Here is an 18,224-nt window from a genome sequence, read left to right as displayed (position 1 = left end):
CCGTGGCGTCCGGCGCTTCGGCTGGCTATTAGGGACGGACCATGGACAGCCGGCCCCTTTTTCGATGATCGGCCTGTCGGTCGCGGTCGGACGCTTTGTCGAGGCGCTGTTCTGGGCGATCCTGCGCGTCGCCGGAATGGTCGGCGGCGTCGCGCTGCTCGGGCTGGTGCTGCTGGGCGCCTTGTGGTGGCTGATCCGACGGCGGCGGCGCTAGGCGGCGAGCGCCTTCAGCTGTGAGCGCAGGACGTCCAGATTATGCTGTGCCAGATGGCTGCCACGTCCAGCGACGCTGCCATCCAGTTCGGGGCGCTCGCCGATCGTGAGGCATTGTTCCCACGCCGCCTCCGCCAGCGGGAGCCAATGCCCCACCGCCTGGGCCGGATCGGCCATCGCCTGATCGAGCAGGACATCCCCCAGCACGAAGAAATAGTCGGGCGATTCCGGCCATTGGCCGAACTCCGCATCGGCCAGCGCCAGCGCATCCGGCACCCGACCCGCCTGCGACATCAGGGGGATGGCGGTGGTGACCAGCGCATGACGCCAGTTCGCCTCCACCGGGGTCGCCGCCAATGCGCGCGCGAGATAGTCGCAGGCCGCCGGCAGGTCGGCGCGCATCTGGGCATCCTTACCGAGCTGATAGAGGAGATAGGCATCGTCCGGCAGCGCGGCGAGCTCGCGCAGCAGCAGCATGTGATTGCGGTCGCGCTTCACGGCGATCTGTTCGTCGCGATAGCCGTCATGCCCGACATGGAGGGGCAGGCGCACCCTCGGCAGCGGTGAGGCGACCTGCTCATGGACGCGGCCCTCGAACCGGGCACCGCGCGGCAACAGCCGCGTGATCCAGCTTCGCGCGGTATTGGCCCCGTCCTGCGTATCGCTCTCGACGCAGATTCGGCCCAGACGTGGCGGGCCGGCACAGAAGTCGCGCAGCGCCTCGCCCCCGGCCATGATCCATTCGTCGGCGTCGATGACAAGGTTCCAGTCGGCATCGGCACAGGCCAGCGCATGATTGCGCGCGGCGGCGAAGTCGTCGGGCCACGGCAGGTGATGCACCTCGGCTCCGGCGGCCCGCGCGATGGCGACGGTGTCGTCGATCGATCCGGTATCGATCACGACCATCCTGTCCACAAACGGCGCGACGCTCGTCAGGCAGCGGGCGAGGCAGCGTGCCTCGTTTCGAACGATCAGGGTCGCGGCGATCGATGATGGTCCAGACATGGCATAGATAGAGCCATGATATGGTAAAGATCGCGCTAAGGTCCGCATGTCGGCCGGCGGGTTCCCGACCGACTGCCGGGCATGTGCGGTCGGTCCTGCGGTCAGGCGGCCAGCGTCGCCAGCTGGGAGCGGACGATGTCCAGGCTCTGCTGCGCCAGATGGCTGCCGCGCCCCGCGACGCTGCCGTCCAGATCGGGGCGTTCGCCAATGGCGAGGCAGCGTTCCCACGCGCCCTGCGCCAGGGGCAGCCAATGGTCGATCGCCTGCGCCGGATCGGCCAGCGCCCGGTCGAACAATATGTCGCCCAGCACGTAGAAATAGTCGGGCGAGTGCGGCCAGTGCGGAAACTCCGCATCGGCCAGCGCCAGCGCCTCGTCGCGCCGACCCATATGGGCCATCAGCGTCATGGCGCTCGTCACCAGTGGATGCCGCCAGCCGGCGTCGCGCGGCGCGGTCGCCAGCGCGCGTTGCAGATAGTCGCAGGCGGTGGGCAGATCGCGCCGTGCCTGAGTCTCCATGCCGAACTGGAACATCAGATAGGGATTGTCCGGCTGCTCGGCGAGTTCGCGCTGCAACAGCTCATAGTTGCGATCGATCTTCTTCGCCTTCTGCGCGGCGAGATAGCCGTCATGCCCGACATGGATCGGGGTGCGGACGATCGGCAGGGCGGAGACGACATGTTCGTGGACGCGCCCCTGATAATAGGCACCGCGCGGCAACAGACGCGGAATCCAGCTGCGCGTGGGATCGGGGCTGCCGTCCACCTGATTCTCGATGCAAACGGCCCCCAGTCGTGGCGGCCCGGCGCACCAGCGGCGCAGCTGCTCGCCGCCGTCGCTGATCCACTCGTCGGCGTCGAGCATCAGGTTCCAGTCGGCATCGGCGCAGGCCAGTAGGTGGTTGCGCGCCTCGGCGAAGTCGTCGGGCCAGGGCAGGTGATGCACCTCGGCCCCGGCGGCCTTGGCGATGGCGACCGTCCTGTCGGTCGAGCCGGTATCGAGCACCACCATCCTTTCCACGAACGGCGCGACGCTTTCCAGACAGCGGGCGAGGCAGCGCGCCTCGTTCCGGACGATCAGCGTGGCCGCGATCCGAGGGGCAGGGGGCAACATCAGGCGCTATCCTCGACAAAGGGTCTTGTCGCGCCCTCTATCATCCGCCCCGTGAAGATTTGGCTAACCGGACCGTAACCCTATTTCGCCAGCCGTCCGTCCTCCAGCGCGGCCATGTCGAACGGGAAGAGGATGTCGGGATCGGGGGCCTTCACGTCCTTGGCAATGTCGGCGGGCGCGATGCGGTGCAGGATGTGGCGGATGATCGCGATGCGGGCGTCCTTTTTGTCGTCGGCGCGCACGATATGCCACGGCGCGAAGGGGGTGTGGGTGCGGGTCAGCATCGTGTCGCGCGCCGCCGAATAATCGGCCCATTTGGCTTGTGCGACCTTGTCCATGTCGGACACCTTCAGCGCCTTGAGCGGATCGGTCCGCCGCGCCTCCAGCCGCTCGGCCTGTTCCTTCTTCGAGATGTCGAGCCAGATTTTGACCAGCCTGATGCCGCTTTCGACCAGCATCCGCTCGAAATCGGGGGCGTCGCGCAGGAACGCCTCCTGCTCGGTCGCGGTGGAGAAGCCCATGACGACCTCGACGCCGGCGCGGTTGTACCAGCTGCGGTTGAAGATCACGATTTCCCCGGCGGCGGGCAGGTGCGCGGCATAACGCTGGAAATACCACTGTGTGCGTTCGCGGTCGGACGGCTTGGGCAGCGCGATCACGCGCGTGGCGCGGACCGAGAGATGCTCGGTGATCCGTTTGATCGTGCCGTCTTTCCCCGCGCCGTCGCGACCCTCCAGCACGATGACGACGCGCTCGTCCGATCCCGCCATCGCCATCTGGGTACGGACCAGCGCGAGTTGCAGCGCTTCCAGTTCCTCCTGATAATGTTTCGCCATCGTCACCTCCTTCGCCCAAAGAAACGTCTGACGCGGCAAAAGTGGCATGATGCGCGGGCACGGTGTAAGCGCACCCCATGCCCGCTACCCCCGCCTGGCCGCCGCAATCCACGCCCCGCCTGTTCGTCGACCAGATGCTCGCCGAAGGACCGATCCGCATCGACGGCCCGGCTGCGCATTATCTGGTGTCGGTGATGCGGACCAAGGTCGGCGATCCCGTCAAGCTGTTCGACGACCGCACCGGCGAATGGCTGGGCGTCGCGGCCTCGGTCGGCAAACGCGACCTGACGCTGGACGTAACCGAATTACTTCGCGAGCGTGAGGCGGTGCCCGACCTGTGGCTGTGCGCCGCGCCGCTGAAGAAGGGCCGGGTCGACTGGCTGGCGGAAAAGGCGTGCGAGCTGGGCGTGGCCAGGCTGGTCCCAGTCGTCACCCGCCGCACCGTGGTCGACAAGCCCAATACCGAACGACTTCGCGCGCATATGATCGAGGCGGCCGAGCAATGCGGCCGTACCGCACTGCCCGAGGTCGCCGAGCCGGTGAAGCTGGCCGCGCTTCTCCGCGACTGGCCCGAAGGCCGTGCGCTGTTCTTCGCCGACGAAACCGGCGGCGTATCCGCGCTGGAGGCGATGCGAGCCCACAAAGGCCCGGCGGCGATCCTGATCGGGCCGGAAGGCGGCTTCGATGCCGAGGAACGCGCGGCGATCCGCGCGCATCCGTCCGCTATCGGCATCGGTCTCGGCCCCCGTATCCTGCGCGCCGACACGGCGGCGGCGGCGGCGGTGTCGCTGTGGATGGCGGCGGTAGGCGACTGGTGTTGATTCAGCCTATGGCGTGGACGCGCGCTCGCGCGTAAGGCGCGGTTCATGAGCACCAAGACCGCGAGCACAGCCAAGAGCGCCATCATCGAGTCGCGCGACCAGTTGATCGCCAGCTTCGCGCGCGGCGAAAAACCCAGCGATCGCTGGCGGATAGGCACCGAGCACGAGAAGTTCGTCTATGCGCTGGGCGACTATCACGCACCCTCCTATGACGAAGCCTCGGGCATCCGCGCGCTGCTGGGCGAGCTGGAGCAATATGGCTGGGAACCGGTCATGGAGGGCGGCAACGTCATCGCACTGACCGGCGCGGACGGATCGATCAGCCTGGAGCCTGCGGGCCAGTTCGAGCTGTCGGGCGCGCCGCTCGACAATCTGCACCAAACCTGTGCCGAAACCGGCCGCCATCTGAGCCAGGTCAAGGCGGCGGGTGACACGCTGGGGCTCGGCTTCCTGGGGCTGGGCATGTGGCCGGACAAGACCCGCGCCGAGCTGCCGATCATGCCCAAGGGTCGCTATGCGATCATGCTGCGCCACATGCCGCGCGTCGGGTCGCTCGGCCTCGACATGATGCTGCGGACCTCGACGATCCAGGTGAACCTGGACTATGCGTCCGAGGCCGACATGGTGAAGAAATTCCGCGTCGGCCTGGCGCTCCAGCCGCTGGCGACCGCGTTGTTCGCCAACTCGCCCTTCACCGAAGGCAAGCCCAACGGCATGCTGTCCTTCCGCAGCCATATCTGGTCGGACACCGACCCTGCGCGCACCGGCATGCTGCCCTTCGTGTTCGAGGACGGCTTCGGCTATGAGCGCTACGCCGACTATGCGCTCGATGTGCCGATGTACTTCGTCTACCGCGACGGGAAGTACATCGACGCGGCGGGGCTGTCGTTCCGCGACTTCCTGAAGGGCGAGCTGTCGGTCCTGCCGGGCGAGCTGCCGACGATGGAGGACTGGAACGATCACCTCTCGACCGCCTTCCCCGAGGTGCGGTTGAAGACCTTCCTGGAGATGCGAGGGGCCGATGGCGGCCCGTGGAACCGCATCTGCGCGCTGCCTGCTTTGTGGGTCGGGCTGCTGTACGACAATGGCGCGCTCGATGCGGCGTGGGACCTGGTCAAGGGCTGGTCGCTGACCGAGCGGCAGAGCTTGCGCGATGCGGTGCCCGAGCTGGCGCTGGACGCGCCGCTGCCGGGTGGCGGGCGCCTGCGCGACATTGCGGGCGAAGTGCTCGACATCGCGCATGCGGGCCTGGCGGCGCGCGGACGGCTGAACGGAGCGGGGGATAACGAGACTGGCTTCCTCGATCCGCTGCGGGAGATCGTGCGGTCGGGCAAGGTGCCGGCGCAGGTGCTGCTCGACCGCTATCATGGCGAATGGGGCGGCGACATCTCGCGGGTCTATGGCGAGGCGAGTTTCTGATCGAGCAGCGTGGGCTTCGACTTCGCTCAGCCTGAACGGGTTGTGGGTTTTGCCCCCCTACCTCCGTTCAGCCTGAGCGAAGTCGAAGGCCAAGGGAAATCTACCGCCCCAAAACCCAGCGAAAGAACCGCGGCACCAACCCGTATCGCGCCATCCAGTCATAATATTCCCGATACGCCGGATCGGCCGACAAATGCCGCTCCTCCGTCCGCGCGCGCCAGTAATAGACCCCGCTGACCGCCCCCAGCAGCAGCGTGCTCCGGCATGCATCGACCCAAGTCCCGGTCGACAGCACGGGGATCGTCGCGATCCACCAGAAGATGTTCTTCGACAGATAGGCCGGATGCCGCGACACGGCATAGGGCCCGTGGGTCAGGATGCCCCGGTGCGTCAGGTTGGAAAAGCGGATGCCGAACGCCACGGTCGACCAGGCATAGATGGCGGTCAACGCCACCAGCGCCGCGCCGATCGCGGCCAGCAATACCGGGTGCCCGGCGAACCAATAGCTCCACTCGGCGGTGCCCGGCCGGTAGTCCAGCGGCCCGCCATCGGCCATCATGATCGTCGGCGGATAACAGATCAGCGCCGCCATCCACGCCGCCGCATAGGGGTTGGCCGAGCGGATATGCGCATCCAGCGGCCGCAGGGTCAGCACATAGCCGACGGTCGCAAAGGCGACGTCGATCACGAACATCAGCGTGATCAGCCAGTTGGCCAGCGCCACCGGATCGCGCAGCACGGTGGACAGGTCGCCGCGCACGAAATTGCCGAACCCGCCGGGCAGCACCGCCAGCATGAAGGCCAGGAAAAACGCCTTCACCCCCCAGGCGCGCAGATGCGCATAGATCGGCTCCGCTGCGACGCCCTTCTGCCCCGCCAGCCACGCGCCGAGCGCCCAGGCGCCGTCCTTCGGCTCGACCAGCCGCCGGTCGAGCCATAGCACATAGGGGATCGACAGCAGGAACAAGGCCGGGGCGATCCATTCGAAACACCACATGGCAAAGGCGAAATTGCCCCGCCAGTAGAAGCGCCCGGTGGCATAGATCAGCCCGATCGCGGCAAAGGTCGCCCACAGCCCGACCAGTTTGGTCAGGCTGATGTCCAACGTCTCCCGCGCGGGGCGGGGACGCGCCCAGTCGATGCCGGTGGAGGCGTGGCGATGCACCTTGTCCACCAGCAGCGACCACAAAATCATCGGCAGGCCCGCCGCGAGCAGATGGACGAGCGCGGCATAGGGGCCGTCCAGATGCCACCACCGCGCCACCGCGATCCAACCGAGCGACCCCGCCAGTCCGGCCAGCCCCACGCCATGCGTCACCGCCGAAGCGGGGCGTGGCGGGCGGGGCGGGGCGGGGGGCGTGTCGGACATGCGGCCATGGCCTTAGCGTAATTTGGTAAGCGGGGCGTTAGGATGTTCGGGTTCTTGGGTTGAGGGTGAGGCGTGGCCTTCGACTTTGACGCATCCCGCCGAAGTTCATCCTAGGCGGCTGGCCTGCCAGCCGATCGAAGGGTTCAGGCCGAACGGCGAGTGGAAACCGACGGGCAATCCCCGACCGCCATCAATGTTGTAAAGGGGCGGGACGAAAAGGGCGGTGGCCCCAAAACCAAACCGCCGTTCACGCTGAGCGAAGTCGAAGCGCACGTTCCGCACTCGCCCAGCGCGCTAACCCGTCAGTGTTGGATGGCGAACGGGTGCGCGTTGCCTTCGACTTCGCTCAGGCTGAACGGGTGTGGGGGTTGGGGGCAAAATCGATGCTGAAAAATCCCGAGCGCCATCACTCGCGGACGGGCGGGATGGAAGAGCCGGTTGCCACGAAACCAAACCACCGTTCACGCTGAGCGTAGTCGAAGCGCACGTTCCGCGCTCGCCCAGCGCCGCAATTCGTCAGTGCTAGGTGGCGAACGGGTGCCCGTGGCCTTCGACTTCGCTCAGGCTGAACGGGGTTGGGGGTTGGGGAGCAGGATCGCTACCGGCACTCCCTAACGGCCATCAATGTCGCGAAGGGGCGGGATGGAAGGCCGCTTGCCCCAAAACCAAACCACCGTTCACGCTGAGCGAAGTCGAAGCGCACGCTCCGCGCTCGCCCAGCGCCCTAATCCGTCAGTGGAAGCAGCAAACTCATGCCCTTCGACCACGCTCAAGCGGAACAGACGTAGGAAAGCCGTCCTCCCCGCACGCTCAACCCTTGGCCAGCATCTTCTCCGCGCTGGTCTTCACGAACTCGCTGATCGGGCCGGCCATCATCGACAGCATCATCGGGATCGCCACGGTGCCGGTGATCGCATGGTCGGCGATGTTCATGTCGGCCTTCACCGTCTGGCCCATGGCGATGATGGTCAGGATCAGCCGGTCCTCGGCGGGCCATTCGGAGGTCACCTGGCCGCCGCCGGGGATCTTCGATTCCAGCTTGGGCAGGCCCTGTTCGATGCGGCGGCGCGCTTCGGCCCGGCCCAGATCATGCGGAACGTCGAAATTGACCGATGCCATGGCTGCAACTCTTTCCAATCGATGGGAATCGCGGGGGGAGTGGCGAGCACTGACGTAATCGTCAAGCAGGGGCCGATGAAATATTCAGCTTGGAAGGCTGATGCATCGCCGACGGTGAGGGGTGGAGCGGGTAACGGGAATCGAACCCGTGTATTCAGCTTGGAAGGCTGCTGCACTACCATTGTGCTATACCCGCTCAGATCCGGCGCCGTGGTCGACCCTAGCCGATCGGCGGGGATGGTGGAAGGGACTGGATTCGAACCAGTGTACGCTCACGCGGGCAGATTTACAGTCTGCTGCCTTTAACCACTCGGCCACCCTTCCGGGGTGTCACTCCATCGGAGCGAGGCGCGCCCAATGCCGAAGCGCGGCGGGCCTGTCAACGCCGTTTTGTACGTTTTCTGCCGATTGCGCTTGATCCGGTTGCTTGCATGTCGCGCAATCGGGACATAGCCTCTGACCCATAGACGATTTTCCGGGGGTTCTTTTCCATGCGTCCATCCTTGCTCGCCGCCGTCGCGGCGGTCGCCCTGCTGCCCGCCGTCGCGGCGGTCGCCCTGCTGCCCGCCGCCATCGCCTCCGCGCAGGACCGGAGTGCGGCCAATCGCCTCATCGACGAGGGCATGAACCACAGCCAGGCGATGCAGACCGCACAGCATCTGACCGACGTCATCGGCCCGCGCATGACGAACAGCCCCGCGATGCGGACCGCCGAGGCGTGGACCGCCGAGCAGTTCGCCAAATGGGGGCTGAAGAACGTCCATAAGGAAGGCTTTCCCTTCGGGCGCGGCTGGTCGATCGAGCGGTCGAGCGTGCGGATGGTCAGCCCCCGGCCGCTGCAACTGACCGCGATCCCGATCGCCTGGACTCCCGCCACCAACGGCGCGGTGACCGCCCCCGTCATCGTCGCGCCGATGAAGCGCGAGCGCGATTTCGACAAATGGCGCGGCCAGCTGCGTGGCAAGATCGTGATGGTGACGATGCCCGGCACCGGTGACGAGCCATCGTCGGCACCCTTCCGCCGCCTGTCGGGCGAGGACATCGCCAAGCTCGACGTCTATGTTCAGCCCGAGCATGACCCCGAAAGCGCCGATCGCCGGCTCAAGCGGCTCGACTTTTCGCAGAAGCTCGATGCGTTCCTGAAGGCCGAGGGCGCGGTCGCCTATGTCACGCAGAGCTATCGCGACGGCAAGCTGCTGCACGGTGAGGGCTATCTGTTCGGACGCGGCGAGACGCCGGCGGTGCCCGGCATCGAACTGGCCGCCGAGGATTATCGCCGGCTCGCGCGCCTGGCCAAGGCCGGCCCCGCGCCGACGATCGAGGTACTGAGCGACGTCCGCTACGACGACAGCGATGTGAACGCCTATAACATCATCGCCGAGATTCCCGGCACCGATCCCAAGGCGGGCTATGTGATGGCGGGCGCGCATCTCGACAGCTGGGTCGCAGGCGACGGCGCGGCGGACAATGCGGCGGGCAGCGCGATGGTGATGGAGGCCGCGCGCATCCTGGCCGCCACCGGACAGCGGCCGAAGCGGACCATCCGCTTCGCGCTCTGGTCGGGTGAGGAGCAGGGCATTCTGGGCTCGATGGCCTATGTCGAGCAGCATCTGGCGACGCGCGGGCGACCGGGCGATGCGCCGCAATCGGGTCTGAAGCGTTATTATGGCTGGACCAATCGCTGGCCGATCACGCCCAAGCCGGGTTACGCCGACCTGGCGGCCTATTTCAATATCGACAACGGCTCGGGCAAGCTGCGCGGGCTTTATGCCGAGAATAATCCGGCGGCGGTGCCGATGCTGAAGGAATGGCTGTCTCCCTATGCCTCGATGGGCGCGGGCAATGTCGTGCAGCGGACGACCGGCGGCACCGACCATGTCTTCATGCAGGCGGTCGGCGTGCAGGGGTTCCAGTTCATCCAGGACCCGCTGGATTATGGCAGCCGCATCCATCACAGCTCGGCCGATACCTTCGACCATTTGAAGGGCGAGGACATGCGCCAGGCCTCGGTCGTGCTCGCGGGGGTCTTGCTCGCGGCGGCGAATGCGGACAAGGCGTTGCCGCGCCCGCCGGTGCCGACCCAGCCGGCGCCGACCAACCCCTTTGCATATACGGACACCGACGACTGATGGCACGCCGAGGACATCGCCCCAGCCAGGCTTCTTCCAACCGCCCCCGTTTCTGGGGGCGGCATGCGGTGACGGCGGCGCTCGCCAACCCGAACCGCACGGTGCGCAAGATCTGGGGCACGCGCGAGGCGCTGGCCGCGCTCGACCTGCCGCCGATCCTGCCGGTCACCTTTGCTGATGCCGCCGATCTGGGTCGCCTGGTCCCCGCCGATGCGCCGCATCAGGGCCTGGTGGCCGAGGTCGATCCGTTGGAGGACATCTGGCTGGGCGACCTGCTGCACGAGGGGCAGGACGACCGCCGGCCGCTGGTGGTGCTCGACCAGGTGACCGATCCGCATAACGTTGGCGCGATCCTGCGCTCGGCCGCCGCATTCGACGCGCTGGGCATCGTGACGCAGGACCGGCACGCGCCGCCCGAATCGGGCACGGTCGCCCGTTCGGCCAGCGGCGCGCTGGAGACGGTGCCGTGGATTCGCGTCGTGAACCTGGCCCGCGCGCTGGAGGAGATCGCCGAGGCCGGTTTCTGGCGGATCGGCCTGACCGGCCATGCGAACCAGACGCTGGCCGAGGCGATGGGCACGCAGCGCATCTGCATCGTGCTGGGCGCCGAGGGCGAGGGCATGCGCCAGAATACCGAGGCGCATTGCGACGAACTCGCCAAGCTGCCGATCAGCCCGAAGGTGGAGAGCCTGAACGTCTCCAACGCGGCGGCGATCGCGCTCTATGCGGTAGCGGCGCGGTGATGTGTCGGGGCGGTGGGGTTGGTCCCCCGCCGCCTTTTTCGGTTCGCACCCAAATCGTGCTTGTGGTGAGGGCGGGGCGTGCGCTTCGGCTTCGCTCAGCGTGAACGGCTGTTTGGTACGGGGGCATGATCCCCACCCTCCGTTCAGCCTGAGCCCTTCGGCTGGCTGGCAAGCCAGCCGCTCAGGATAAACTTTGGTGCGATGCGCCAAAGTCGAAGGCCAAGGGATTTTGTTCGCGCAGAGACGCGGAGGCGCGGAGATGTCCGGCGCGCTGTGATCGAACACTACCTCGCGACCGGAAGACCAAGCTGCGCCGATGATAGCAGGCTGGCCTTGCGGCCGGACATGCCATCTCCGCGCCTCCGCGCCTCTGCGCGAACAAAAAAGGGCGGGGCCGAAACCCCGCCCTCCGGCGTTCATACCGGATGCCCGGTCAGTCTTCCGCCGCGATCCGCACCCGCATCCCGTCCTGCGCCGTCCCGAACGGCAGCTGGCACGACAGGCGCGAGGTCGCGTCGCGATCGCTGGTCGAATCGAGCAGGTCGTCCTCGTCCGGGCCGATCGCGGGCAGCGTGTCGGCGAAGGCCGGATCGACATGGACATGGCAGGTCGCGCAGGAGCAGCAGCCCCCGCACAGCGCCAGCAATTCGTCGACACCGGCATCGCGGATCACTTCCATCACCGACAGGCCGGCCTCGCCGTCGATTTCGCGTTCTTCCCCGTCGCGGGTCACGACGATAAGCTTGGGCATGTCCATTCTCCTTGTTGGCGGCGGCTCTGCCGGGCCTGAACGCGCGGATCAAGCATCATGGGGCTGAGCGCCGAACAGATTCGCGAAAGCATGGATGCGCTCGCCGCCTCCGAACCCGCCATCGCGGCGGCGCTGGCGCGGATCGGCTATCCCGAACCGCGCATCCGGGCGCGCGGCTATGCCACGCTGGTGCGGACGATCCTGGGCCAGCAGGTCTCGGTTGCCTCGGCCGACGCGCATTGGCGGCGGCTGAATGAACTGCTGGGCGACGCGAGCGATCCGACGCGGATGCACGGTGTGACCGACGAGGAACTGCGCGGCGCGGGCATCTCCCGGCAAAAGGCCAGCTATCTGCGCAGCCTGGCCGAGGAGGTGACGAGCGGTCGCCTGAACCTCGCCGACCTGCCCGCCGACGACGAGGAGGCGATCGCCAAGCTGGTGGCGGTCAAGGGCATCGGCCGCTGGTCGGCAGAGGTCTATCTGCTGTTCGCGGAAGGCCGCACCGACATTTGGCCCGCCGGCGATCTGGCGGTGCAGATCGAGATGGGGCGCATCCTGGGCCACGACGCGCGACCCTCCGAAAAACAGGTCCGCGCGCTCGCCGAAGCCTTCCGCCCGCACCGCAGCGCACTCGCCATCTTCACCTGGCATCATTATGGCGCCGGCGCCGACGCCGCGCCGGTGTGAGGATCACCGATCCCGCTTCGGCAGATGCCGGGTCGCCACGCCGACCAGCACCGCCGTCGACAACAGGATCGACGATACCAGCCCACCGATGGCGAGCAGGCCGCCGCTGGTCAGCCGGATTTTCAGGCGAAGTCGGTCCGACCCGCCCAGCGACACGCAAAGGCTCGCTTTTTGATAGACGGGCGACCGGTACGGGGCGGGTTTTGCGTGTCTGGCCATATGCGACGAACGTGCGCCTCCGCCCATGGGTTCATCTGCCCGGCGCGGCAGCCACCTGATCAGCCATTACAGACCGCCGCCAGCTTATTGCCGCTGGGGTCGCGTAGATAAGCGGCATACCATGTCGGCCCATAATGCGGCCTGGGGCCGGGGGCGCCGTCATCGGTGCCGCCATGGTCCATCGCAGTGCGGTAAAAGGCATCGACCTGCTCGCGCGACGACACCAGGAAGCCGGTCATCGCCCCGTTGCCGGGCGCCGCCGGCTGGCCGTCAAAGGGGGTGCAGATCCATAAGACGAAGCCCTCGCCGCTGCCGCCCTCGGAATAGCCGCGCCAGCCGGGGAAATCGGCATGGCTCCGCCAACCAATGGCCGCGAGCACTGCGTCGTAAAAGCCATGCGCCTGATCCAGGTCGACCGCACCGAGTGTCGCATAACTGCCCACGAAACATCCTCCCTGATGTGCGGTCCGACATAGCGGAACTTTCGGAACATAAAAAGAACATTCTATCGCTCGCCATGTGATAGCGCGCGGGAGTGGCGTACGGGACTGGCATCCCCGCCCATGCGCCCTTAAGTCCCATGCCATGTTGACCCCCGAACAGGCCCGCGACCGGGCCGCCGAGATCGTTGCCCGGGCCCGCGCCGCCGGTGCCGATGCCGCCGATGCCGTTTTCGCCGCCGACGCCGCGCTCGAGGTTTCGGTGCGGCTGGGGCAGCTGGAGGATGTCGGCCGGTCGGAGAGCGAGGAGTTGGGCCTGCGCGTCTTTGTCGGGCGGCGCTCGGCCAGCGTGTCGACCTCGGACCTGTCGGGCGATGCCATGGACCGCGCCGTCGAGCGCGCCGTCGCCATGGCGCGTGAAGCGCCCGAGGATCGCTGGGCCGGCCTCGCGCCCGAGGAGCGGCTGATGCACGGTGCGCCGCCGATGCTCGATCTGGACGATGGCGGTGAGATCGCGCCGGAAGAGCTGCGCGCGTTGGCGCTGGCGGCGGAGGATGCCGCGCGTGGCGTGGCGGGCGTAACCAATTCCGAAGGCGCCGGGGCGTCCGCCTCGCGCATCGTCACCGCGCTGGCCACCAGCCATGGCTTTGCCGCCGGCTATGCCGCGACCGGCTATGGCCTGTCGGCCAGCGTCGTGGCGGGCGAGGGCGCGGGCATGCAGCGCGACTATGCGCATCATGGCGCACGCCTGTACCGGCTGCTGGAAGGGGCCGAAGCGATCGGCCGGCGCGCGGGCGAGCGCGCGGTGGCGCGGCTCAATCCCGGCCGACTGGCTAGCGGGGCGATGCCGGTGGTCTTCGATCCGCGCGTCGGATCGTCGCTGGTCGGCCATCTCGTCTCCGCCATCGCCGGCAGCGCGATCACGCGGCGGACTAGCTTCCTGCTCGACGGGCTGGGCGAGCGGGTGATGGCCGAGGGTATCCGGATCGAGGATGATCCGCACCGCCCGCACGGCCTCCGCTCGCGCCCCTTCGACGGTGAGGGGCTGGCGGTGTCGCCGACCGCGATCGTCGAGGACGGGGTGCTGGAGACCTGGCTGCTCGACTCCGCCTCCGCCCGGCAATTGGGTCTGGAGCCGACCGGCCATGCCGCGCGCGGCACCAGCGGCGCGCCGGGCGTGTCGACCAGCAACCTTTATATGGTCGCCGGGCACGTCCCGGTCGACACGCTGATCGGCGACATCGCTGACGGCGTGTACGTCACCGAGCTGATCGGCAGCGGGGTCAACCCGGTGACCGGCGATTACAGCCGGGGCGCGGCGGGCTTCCGTATCGTCGGCGGGCGGATCGCCGAGCCGGTTGCGGAGTTCACCATCGCGGGTAATCTGAAGGATATGTACCGCGAGATGACGCCGGCCAATGATCTGGAATTCCGCTACGGCGTCAACGTGCCGACGCTGCGCGTCGACGGGATGACGGTCGCGAGTGGCTGATCCCGTGCCGGCCCCTGACATGGTGCCGGCCGTGGTCGCGGCGGCGCGCGAGGCGGCGGCGATGGCGCTCGCCCGCTGGCGCACCGATTTCCGCCAATGGGAAAAGGTGCCCGGTAGCCCGGTGTGCGAGGTCGACCTGGACGTCGACCGGATGCTCCACGCCCGGCTGACCGCGCTGATCCCCGATGCCGGCTGGCTGTCGGAGGAAACGGCGGACAAGCCCGACCGTCTGGCCGCGCGCCGCGTCTGGGTGGTCGATCCGATCGACGGGACGCGCGATTATATCCGGGGCCGCGAGGGCTGGGCGGTATCGGTCGCGCTGGTCGAGGATGGCCGGCCGGTGATCGGCGTGCTTGCGGCGCCGGCGCGCGGCGAGCTGTGGCTGGCGCGGGCCGGCGGCGGCGCGACGCGCAATGGCCGCACACTGTGCGCGGGGCATCGCCGCGCGATGCCGGGCGCGCGCGTGCCGGTCGATGCGCTGCCCAAGGCCGACCGCGATCTGGTCGCGGTGTTCAAGCCCAATTCGATCGCGCTGCGCATCGCCATGGTCGCCGCCGACGAGGCCGATCTGGTCGCCACGCTGCGCTGGGGCAATGAGTGGGATATCGCCGCCGCCGCGCTGATCGCGTCGGAAGCAGGGGCGGGGGTGGCCGATGCGCTGGGCCAGCCGCTGCTCTTCAACAAGCCCGATCCGCGCGCCTTCGGCGTGCTGGTGACGGCGCAGGGGCTGCAGGACGCCGCCGTCGCGCGTCTGGAGCCCCGCGCCCGCGAGGTGATCGTGCCGCTCAGCGGCTGAGCATGTCCTCGACCCATGCCGGCACCAGTGTCCCTGCCGGGCCGAAGCGGCTTTCGTCGAACCAGCCGCTGCCCTCCGACGGATCGAGGTTCAGCTCCAGTGTCGCCGCGCCATAGGCCTTCGCCATCCGCACGAACCCCGCCGCAGGATAGACCGCGCCCGAGGTGCCGATCGAGACGAACAGATCGGCCTGCGCCAGCGCCGCCTCGATCCGCTCCATCTGATAGGGAATCTCGCCGAAGAAGACGATGTCGGGCCTCAGCGCCGGGGCCGCACAGGTGGGACAGGACGTGCCGGGCGGCAGGTCGTCGGCCCAATTGAACCGCTTGCCACAGGCCGCGCACAAGGCCTGCTTCAACGCGCCATGCATGTGCAGCATCCGGGTCGCCCCCGCCCGCTCATGCAAATCGTCGACATTCTGCGTGACGATCAGCAGGTCGCCCGCCCATTCCTGATCCAGCCGCGCCAGCGCCTCATGCGCGGGGTTCGGCCGGACGGACGCCAGCGCCGCGCGCCGAAGGTCGTAGAAGCGATGGACCAATGCCGGATCGGCGGCGAGGGCTTGCGGCGTGCAGACATCCTCGACGCGGTGCCCCTCCCACAAGCCGCCGGGGCCGCGAAAGGTGGCGATACCGGATTCGGCGGAGATGCCCGCGCCGGTAAGGATGACGATGTTTTTGGGGTCAGCCATCATCGAAGAATAGGTCATGCGCGTAACGGCTGGAAGTCGTTCAAAGCGGGCGCTGCCGCCGTGATCGAAAAAGACGCCGCTGAGCTTCGTTGATCGAACGATCGTCCCAATCGATTTCCCGCCGGGAAGACGGGAGATAGTCACGACGCGATGGTTCGTCGTAATTCAGTGTGGCGTGGATGCCCTGCGCCTCGCTTTTGAGGATAGGGCGTTCCCACACACGAGTGAATATCTCGTCGGCGACTGCTTCCCCTGTTCGCTCGATCACATCCTCGGCCACCTCGATCTCCTGTCCATTGGGGAAGAGCATCGCGAACTCCTCGTCCGTGGCTTGGAAGACGCTGAAGGTCGCGTTTAATGCGCCATCGACAATCAGTATATTCTTCACAGCGTTCCTACGTCAGTTGCTGGAGTGTCTGCGGGTGGAAGTGGTCGATCTGGAACATCTGAAAATAAGCGATAGCGTCCGCCCCGAAAGTCGACCGGGACTATCGTCCTTTCACCATCAAATGCCTTATTCGGGTCCAGTGGGACCGCGATCTGTAACCCTGCCATAGGACACAGCGCAACGTCGGTGGTTGAGCCTTGCCGTTGGGCAATCGGTTTCCCCGCGCCTCAACCTGTGTCAAGGAGCGCTCCCATGACCATGTCCTCACCCATCACTCGGCAGGAGCAGCTATGACCGCGATCGGCATTTACGGCAGCGCGGGACGCATGGGCCGCGCCATCGCGCAGTTGATCGAGGATGAGGGCGCGACGCTGGCCGGCGGGTGCGACTCGCATGACGATCCGACGGTACTGGCCAGGGCGGCCGATGTGCTGGTCGATTTCTCGATCGCCGGTGCGCTCGATTCGCATCTGGCGGCGGCGCGGGCGGCGGGGACGCCGATCGTGATTGGTACCACCGGCCTGTCGCCGGCGCAGCATGCCGCGATCGATGCCGCCGCCGCCGACATCGCGGTGCTGCAGACCGGCAACACCTCGCTCGGCATCACGCTGCTCGCCAATCTGGTGCGCGAGGCGGCGGCGCGGCTGGGCACCGACTGGGATATCGAGATCACCGAGATGCATCACCGGCACAAGGTCGATGCCCCCTCCGGCACCGCGCTGCTGCTGGGCGAGGCGGCGGCGGCGGGGCGCGGGCATAACCTGTCCGAGCTGCGTGTCGATGGCCGCGCGGGCCTGGTCGGTGCGCGTACCGAGGGGACGATCGGCATGGCCGCGCTGCGCGGCGGCTCGGTAATCGGCGACCATGAGGTGATCTTCGCGGGCGAGGGCGAGCGGCTGACGCTCGGGCATTTTGCACAGGACCGCACCATCTTCGCGCGCGGCGCGGTGCGGGCGGCGCTGTGGCTCGCGGGGCAGGCGCCGGGGCGCTATCGCATGGGCGACGTGCTGGGCCTATAAGACCGATGAAGAAGGCGGACGTCGTCGAATTCTACCACCGGCTGGCGGAGGCGAACCCGCATCCCGAGACTGAGCTGGAATTCCGCAACCCCTATACGCTGGTCGTCGCGGTCGCGCTGTCCGCGCAGGCGACCGATATCGGTGTGAACAAGGCGACGCGCGCGCTGTTCGCCGAGGTCGATACGCCCGAGAAGATGCTCGAACTGGGCGAAGAGGGGTTGAAGCGGCACATCAAGACGATCGGCCTGTTCAACACCAAGGCCAAGAACGTCATCGCGCTGTCGCAGATGCTGGTCGACGATTATGGCGGCGAGGTGCCGAAGGACCGCGCGGCGCTGGAGCGATTGCCCGGCGTCGGGCGCAAGACCGCCAATGTCGTGCTCAACGTCGCCTTCGGGCAGGAGACCTTCGCGGTCGACACCCATATCTTCCGCGTCTGCAATCGCACCGGTCTGGCCAAGGGCAAGACGGTGCTGGCGGTCGAGCTGAAACTCGACAAGGCGACGCCCGCACCGTTCCGGGTGCATGCGCATCACTGGCTGATCCTGCACGGCCGCTATATCTGCAAGGCGCGGCGTCCCGAATGCTGGCGCTGTCCGGTCGAGGATCTGTGTGCCTATCGCCCCAAGACGTCGGCCCCGGCGGCAAAAGCGACGGCATCGGCCTGACGGCGCACAAAAGGGCTGGCGCGCGCGGACGGGCGATGCTAGTCGGCTCGCCCACGCACCCGTAGCTCAGCTGGATAGAGCGCTGCCCTCCGAAGGCAGAGGCCACAGGTTCGAATCCTGTCGGGTGCGCCACTTTCCCTATCATCATAGACGCTGGAATGGCCCCGGTCCGAGGGTCGGGTGCGATACCGTATGCGCCATGCGGAAAGCCGCGGCCCCAGGCTTTCGCGGCCGCCGTCACCGGTTCTGAAGCCCCGTCTCTTACAGCATTAATTTGTCTTACTTTTCATCTTTACATCCCCTTTGC

General features: G+C 67.4%; 20 protein-coding genes and 3 tRNA genes. 11 read left to right on the top strand and 12 right to left on the bottom strand.

Annotated features, from left to right (window positions below; translation table 11 throughout):
* Positions 1 to 64: 64 nt before the first annotated feature.
* Positions 65 to 214 (top strand): hypothetical protein, encoded by a 150-nt coding sequence (locus ACQHGV_RS12085; RefSeq protein ID WP_409787450.1) that lies wholly within the window; start codon positions 65 to 67, stop codon positions 212 to 214.
* Here the strand turns inward: ACQHGV_RS12085 and ACQHGV_RS12080 are convergent.
* The 3 genes from ACQHGV_RS12080 to ppk2 form a co-directional block, all read right to left on the bottom strand.
* Positions 211 to 1,218: a glycosyltransferase gene (locus tag ACQHGV_RS12080; RefSeq protein ID WP_440978363.1), complete on the bottom strand. Its 1,008-nt coding sequence runs from the start codon at positions 1,216 to 1,218 to the stop codon at positions 211 to 213. The genes ACQHGV_RS12085 and ACQHGV_RS12080 overlap by 4 nt on opposite strands.
* A 101-nt stretch (positions 1,219 to 1,319) precedes the next feature.
* Entirely contained in the window at positions 1,320 to 2,330 is a 1,011-nt protein-coding gene (locus tag ACQHGV_RS12075; protein ID WP_440978362.1) for a glycosyltransferase, read from the bottom strand.
* An 80-nt stretch (positions 2,331 to 2,410) separates the two neighbouring features.
* A complete protein-coding gene (ppk2, locus tag ACQHGV_RS12070) occupies positions 2,411 to 3,166 on the bottom strand; it encodes a polyphosphate kinase 2 (protein WP_440978361.1) in 756 nt (251 codons plus the stop codon).
* 77 nt (positions 3,167 to 3,243) lie between these two features.
* On the opposite strand from ppk2, the gene ACQHGV_RS12065 reads away from it, so the two are divergent.
* Both ACQHGV_RS12065 and ACQHGV_RS12060 read left to right on the top strand, forming a co-directional pair.
* Entirely contained in the window at positions 3,244 to 3,987 is a 744-nt protein-coding gene (locus ACQHGV_RS12065) for a 16S rRNA (uracil(1498)-N(3))-methyltransferase (RefSeq protein ID WP_440978360.1), read from the top strand.
* Between the two features lie 45 nt (positions 3,988 to 4,032).
* Complete coding sequence (locus ACQHGV_RS12060) at positions 4,033 to 5,406, top strand: glutamate--cysteine ligase (protein ID WP_440978359.1); 1,374 nt, start codon at positions 4,033 to 4,035, stop codon at positions 5,404 to 5,406.
* 100 nt (positions 5,407 to 5,506) lie between these two features.
* Here ACQHGV_RS12060 and ACQHGV_RS12055 read toward each other — a convergent pair whose 3' ends face one another.
* From ACQHGV_RS12055 to ACQHGV_RS12040, 4 genes are all read right to left on the bottom strand, one after another.
* Complete coding sequence (locus ACQHGV_RS12055; protein WP_440978358.1) at positions 5,507 to 6,775, bottom strand: methyltransferase family protein; 1,269 nt, start codon at positions 6,773 to 6,775, stop codon at positions 5,507 to 5,509.
* Positions 6,776 to 7,585: 810 nt separating this feature from the next.
* A complete protein-coding gene (locus ACQHGV_RS12050; RefSeq protein WP_440978357.1) occupies positions 7,586 to 7,894 on the bottom strand; it encodes a polyhydroxyalkanoic acid system family protein in 309 nt (102 codons plus the stop codon).
* A gap of 122 nt (positions 7,895 to 8,016) precedes the next feature.
* Positions 8,017 to 8,090, bottom strand: a tRNA-Gly gene (locus ACQHGV_RS12045).
* 42 nt (positions 8,091 to 8,132) lie between these two features.
* Positions 8,133 to 8,218: transfer RNA gene (locus ACQHGV_RS12040), tRNA-Tyr, on the bottom strand.
* A gap of 167 nt (positions 8,219 to 8,385) precedes the next feature.
* Here ACQHGV_RS12040 and ACQHGV_RS12035 point away from each other — a divergent pair.
* On the top strand, positions 8,386 to 10,023 hold the full coding sequence (locus ACQHGV_RS12035) for a M20/M25/M40 family metallo-hydrolase (protein ID WP_440978356.1): 1,638 nt from the start codon (positions 8,386 to 8,388) through the stop codon (positions 10,021 to 10,023).
* Positions 10,023 to 10,766, top strand: a complete 744-nt coding sequence (gene rlmB / locus ACQHGV_RS12030; protein ID WP_183950372.1) for a 23S rRNA (guanosine(2251)-2'-O)-methyltransferase RlmB — start codon at positions 10,023 to 10,025, stop codon at positions 10,764 to 10,766. The genes ACQHGV_RS12035 and rlmB overlap by 1 nt, the downstream gene beginning before the upstream one ends.
* A gap of 433 nt (positions 10,767 to 11,199) precedes the next feature.
* On the opposite strand, the gene ACQHGV_RS12025 is transcribed toward rlmB, so the two are convergent.
* Entirely contained in the window at positions 11,200 to 11,517 is a 318-nt protein-coding gene (locus ACQHGV_RS12025; protein ID WP_294199758.1) for a 2Fe-2S iron-sulfur cluster-binding protein, read from the bottom strand.
* A gap of 57 nt (positions 11,518 to 11,574) precedes the next feature.
* Between ACQHGV_RS12025 and ACQHGV_RS12020 the strand changes: the two genes are divergently transcribed.
* Positions 11,575 to 12,204, top strand: a complete 630-nt coding sequence (locus ACQHGV_RS12020; protein WP_440978355.1) for a DNA-3-methyladenine glycosylase family protein — start codon at positions 11,575 to 11,577, stop codon at positions 12,202 to 12,204.
* A gap of 3 nt (positions 12,205 to 12,207) precedes the next feature.
* Here ACQHGV_RS12020 and ACQHGV_RS12015 read toward each other — a convergent pair whose 3' ends face one another.
* Positions 12,208 to 12,360, bottom strand: a complete 153-nt coding sequence (locus tag ACQHGV_RS12015; protein WP_440978354.1) for a hypothetical protein — start codon at positions 12,358 to 12,360, stop codon at positions 12,208 to 12,210.
* 122 nt (positions 12,361 to 12,482) lie between these two features.
* Positions 12,483 to 12,866, bottom strand: coding sequence for a VOC family protein (locus tag ACQHGV_RS12010; protein ID WP_440978353.1), 384 nt, complete (start codon positions 12,864 to 12,866; stop codon positions 12,483 to 12,485).
* 142 nt (positions 12,867 to 13,008) lie between these two features.
* Here ACQHGV_RS12010 and ACQHGV_RS12005 point away from each other — a divergent pair, with 142 nt between their 5' ends.
* Together ACQHGV_RS12005 and ACQHGV_RS12000 are read left to right on the top strand one after the other, a co-directional pair.
* Positions 13,009 to 14,355 carry a TldD/PmbA family protein gene (locus ACQHGV_RS12005; protein WP_183950376.1) on the top strand — a complete coding sequence of 449 codons (1,347 nt, stop codon included), beginning with the start codon at positions 13,009 to 13,011 and terminating at the stop codon, positions 14,353 to 14,355.
* Positions 14,356 to 14,374: 19 nt separating this feature from the next.
* Positions 14,375 to 15,151 carry a 3'(2'),5'-bisphosphate nucleotidase CysQ gene (locus tag ACQHGV_RS12000; RefSeq protein ID WP_183950617.1) on the top strand — a complete coding sequence of 259 codons (777 nt, stop codon included), beginning with the start codon at positions 14,375 to 14,377 and terminating at the stop codon, positions 15,149 to 15,151.
* Here ACQHGV_RS12000 and ACQHGV_RS11995 read toward each other — a convergent pair.
* Positions 15,141 to 15,842: an NAD-dependent deacylase gene (locus tag ACQHGV_RS11995; protein WP_440980198.1), complete on the bottom strand. Its 702-nt coding sequence runs from the start codon at positions 15,840 to 15,842 to the stop codon at positions 15,141 to 15,143. The two genes, ACQHGV_RS12000 and ACQHGV_RS11995, sit on opposite strands and share 11 nt — an antisense overlap.
* Positions 15,843 to 15,882: 40 nt before the next feature.
* Positions 15,883 to 16,230 carry a hypothetical protein gene (locus tag ACQHGV_RS11990; protein WP_440978352.1) on the bottom strand — a complete coding sequence of 116 codons (348 nt, stop codon included), beginning with the start codon at positions 16,228 to 16,230 and terminating at the stop codon, positions 15,883 to 15,885.
* 290 nt (positions 16,231 to 16,520) lie between these two features.
* On the opposite strand from ACQHGV_RS11990, the gene dapB reads away from it, so the two are divergent.
* From dapB to ACQHGV_RS11975, 3 genes are all read left to right on the top strand, one after another.
* On the top strand, positions 16,521 to 17,249 hold the full coding sequence (gene dapB / locus ACQHGV_RS11985) for a 4-hydroxy-tetrahydrodipicolinate reductase (RefSeq protein ID WP_440978351.1): 729 nt from the start codon (positions 16,521 to 16,523) through the stop codon (positions 17,247 to 17,249).
* A gap of 5 nt (positions 17,250 to 17,254) precedes the next feature.
* Positions 17,255 to 17,917, top strand: a complete 663-nt coding sequence (gene nth, locus ACQHGV_RS11980; RefSeq protein ID WP_440978350.1) for an endonuclease III — start codon at positions 17,255 to 17,257, stop codon at positions 17,915 to 17,917.
* Between the two features lie 55 nt (positions 17,918 to 17,972).
* Positions 17,973 to 18,049, top strand: a tRNA-Arg gene (locus ACQHGV_RS11975).
* The last annotated feature ends 175 nt before the right edge of the window (positions 18,050 to 18,224 follow it).

Source organism: Sphingomonas pseudosanguinis (assembly GCF_052056765.1).
Taxonomy (GTDB): Bacteria; Pseudomonadota; Alphaproteobacteria; order Sphingomonadales; family Sphingomonadaceae; genus Sphingomonas; species Sphingomonas pseudosanguinis.
The sequence above is the reverse complement of the archived record's forward strand: the minus strand, read 5'-3'. Positions and strand labels throughout refer to the sequence as shown.

What these genes read in the sequence shown, in the direction of transcription:
- ACQHGV_RS12085 (WP_409787450.1), top strand. Translation starts at nt 65, where the DNA reads ATGATCGGCCTGTCGGTCGCGGTCGGACGCTTTGTCGAGGCGCTGTTC.
- ACQHGV_RS12080 (WP_440978363.1), bottom strand. Translation starts at nt 1,218, where the DNA reads ATGTCTGGACCATCATCGATCGCCGCGACCCTGATCGTTCGAAACGAG.
- ACQHGV_RS12075 (WP_440978362.1), bottom strand. Translation starts at nt 2,330, where the DNA reads ATGTTGCCCCCTGCCCCTCGGATCGCGGCCACGCTGATCGTCCGGAAC.
- ppk2 (WP_440978361.1), bottom strand. Translation starts at nt 3,166, where the DNA reads ATGGCGAAACATTATCAGGAGGAACTGGAAGCGCTGCAACTCGCGCTG.
- ACQHGV_RS12065 (WP_440978360.1), top strand. Translation starts at nt 3,244, where the DNA reads ATGCCCGCTACCCCCGCCTGGCCGCCGCAATCCACGCCCCGCCTGTTC.
- ACQHGV_RS12060 (WP_440978359.1), top strand. Translation starts at nt 4,033, where the DNA reads ATGAGCACCAAGACCGCGAGCACAGCCAAGAGCGCCATCATCGAGTCG.
- ACQHGV_RS12055 (WP_440978358.1), bottom strand. Translation starts at nt 6,775, where the DNA reads ATGTCCGACACGCCCCCCGCCCCGCCCCGCCCGCCACGCCCCGCTTCG.
- ACQHGV_RS12050 (WP_440978357.1), bottom strand. Translation starts at nt 7,894, where the DNA reads ATGGCATCGGTCAATTTCGACGTTCCGCATGATCTGGGCCGGGCCGAA.
- ACQHGV_RS12035 (WP_440978356.1), top strand. Translation starts at nt 8,386, where the DNA reads ATGCGTCCATCCTTGCTCGCCGCCGTCGCGGCGGTCGCCCTGCTGCCC.
- rlmB (WP_183950372.1), top strand. Translation starts at nt 10,023, where the DNA reads ATGGCACGCCGAGGACATCGCCCCAGCCAGGCTTCTTCCAACCGCCCC.
- ACQHGV_RS12025 (WP_294199758.1), bottom strand. Translation starts at nt 11,517, where the DNA reads ATGCCCAAGCTTATCGTCGTGACCCGCGACGGGGAAGAACGCGAAATC.
- ACQHGV_RS12020 (WP_440978355.1), top strand. Translation starts at nt 11,575, where the DNA reads ATGGGGCTGAGCGCCGAACAGATTCGCGAAAGCATGGATGCGCTCGCC.
- ACQHGV_RS12005 (WP_183950376.1), top strand. Translation starts at nt 13,009, where the DNA reads ATGTTGACCCCCGAACAGGCCCGCGACCGGGCCGCCGAGATCGTTGCC.
- ACQHGV_RS12000 (WP_183950617.1), top strand. Translation starts at nt 14,375, where the DNA reads ATGGTGCCGGCCGTGGTCGCGGCGGCGCGCGAGGCGGCGGCGATGGCG.
- ACQHGV_RS11995 (WP_440980198.1), bottom strand. Translation starts at nt 15,842, where the DNA reads ATGGCTGACCCCAAAAACATCGTCATCCTTACCGGCGCGGGCATCTCC.
- dapB (WP_440978351.1), top strand. Translation starts at nt 16,521, where the DNA reads ATGACCGCGATCGGCATTTACGGCAGCGCGGGACGCATGGGCCGCGCC.
- nth (WP_440978350.1), top strand. Translation starts at nt 17,255, where the DNA reads ATGAAGAAGGCGGACGTCGTCGAATTCTACCACCGGCTGGCGGAGGCG.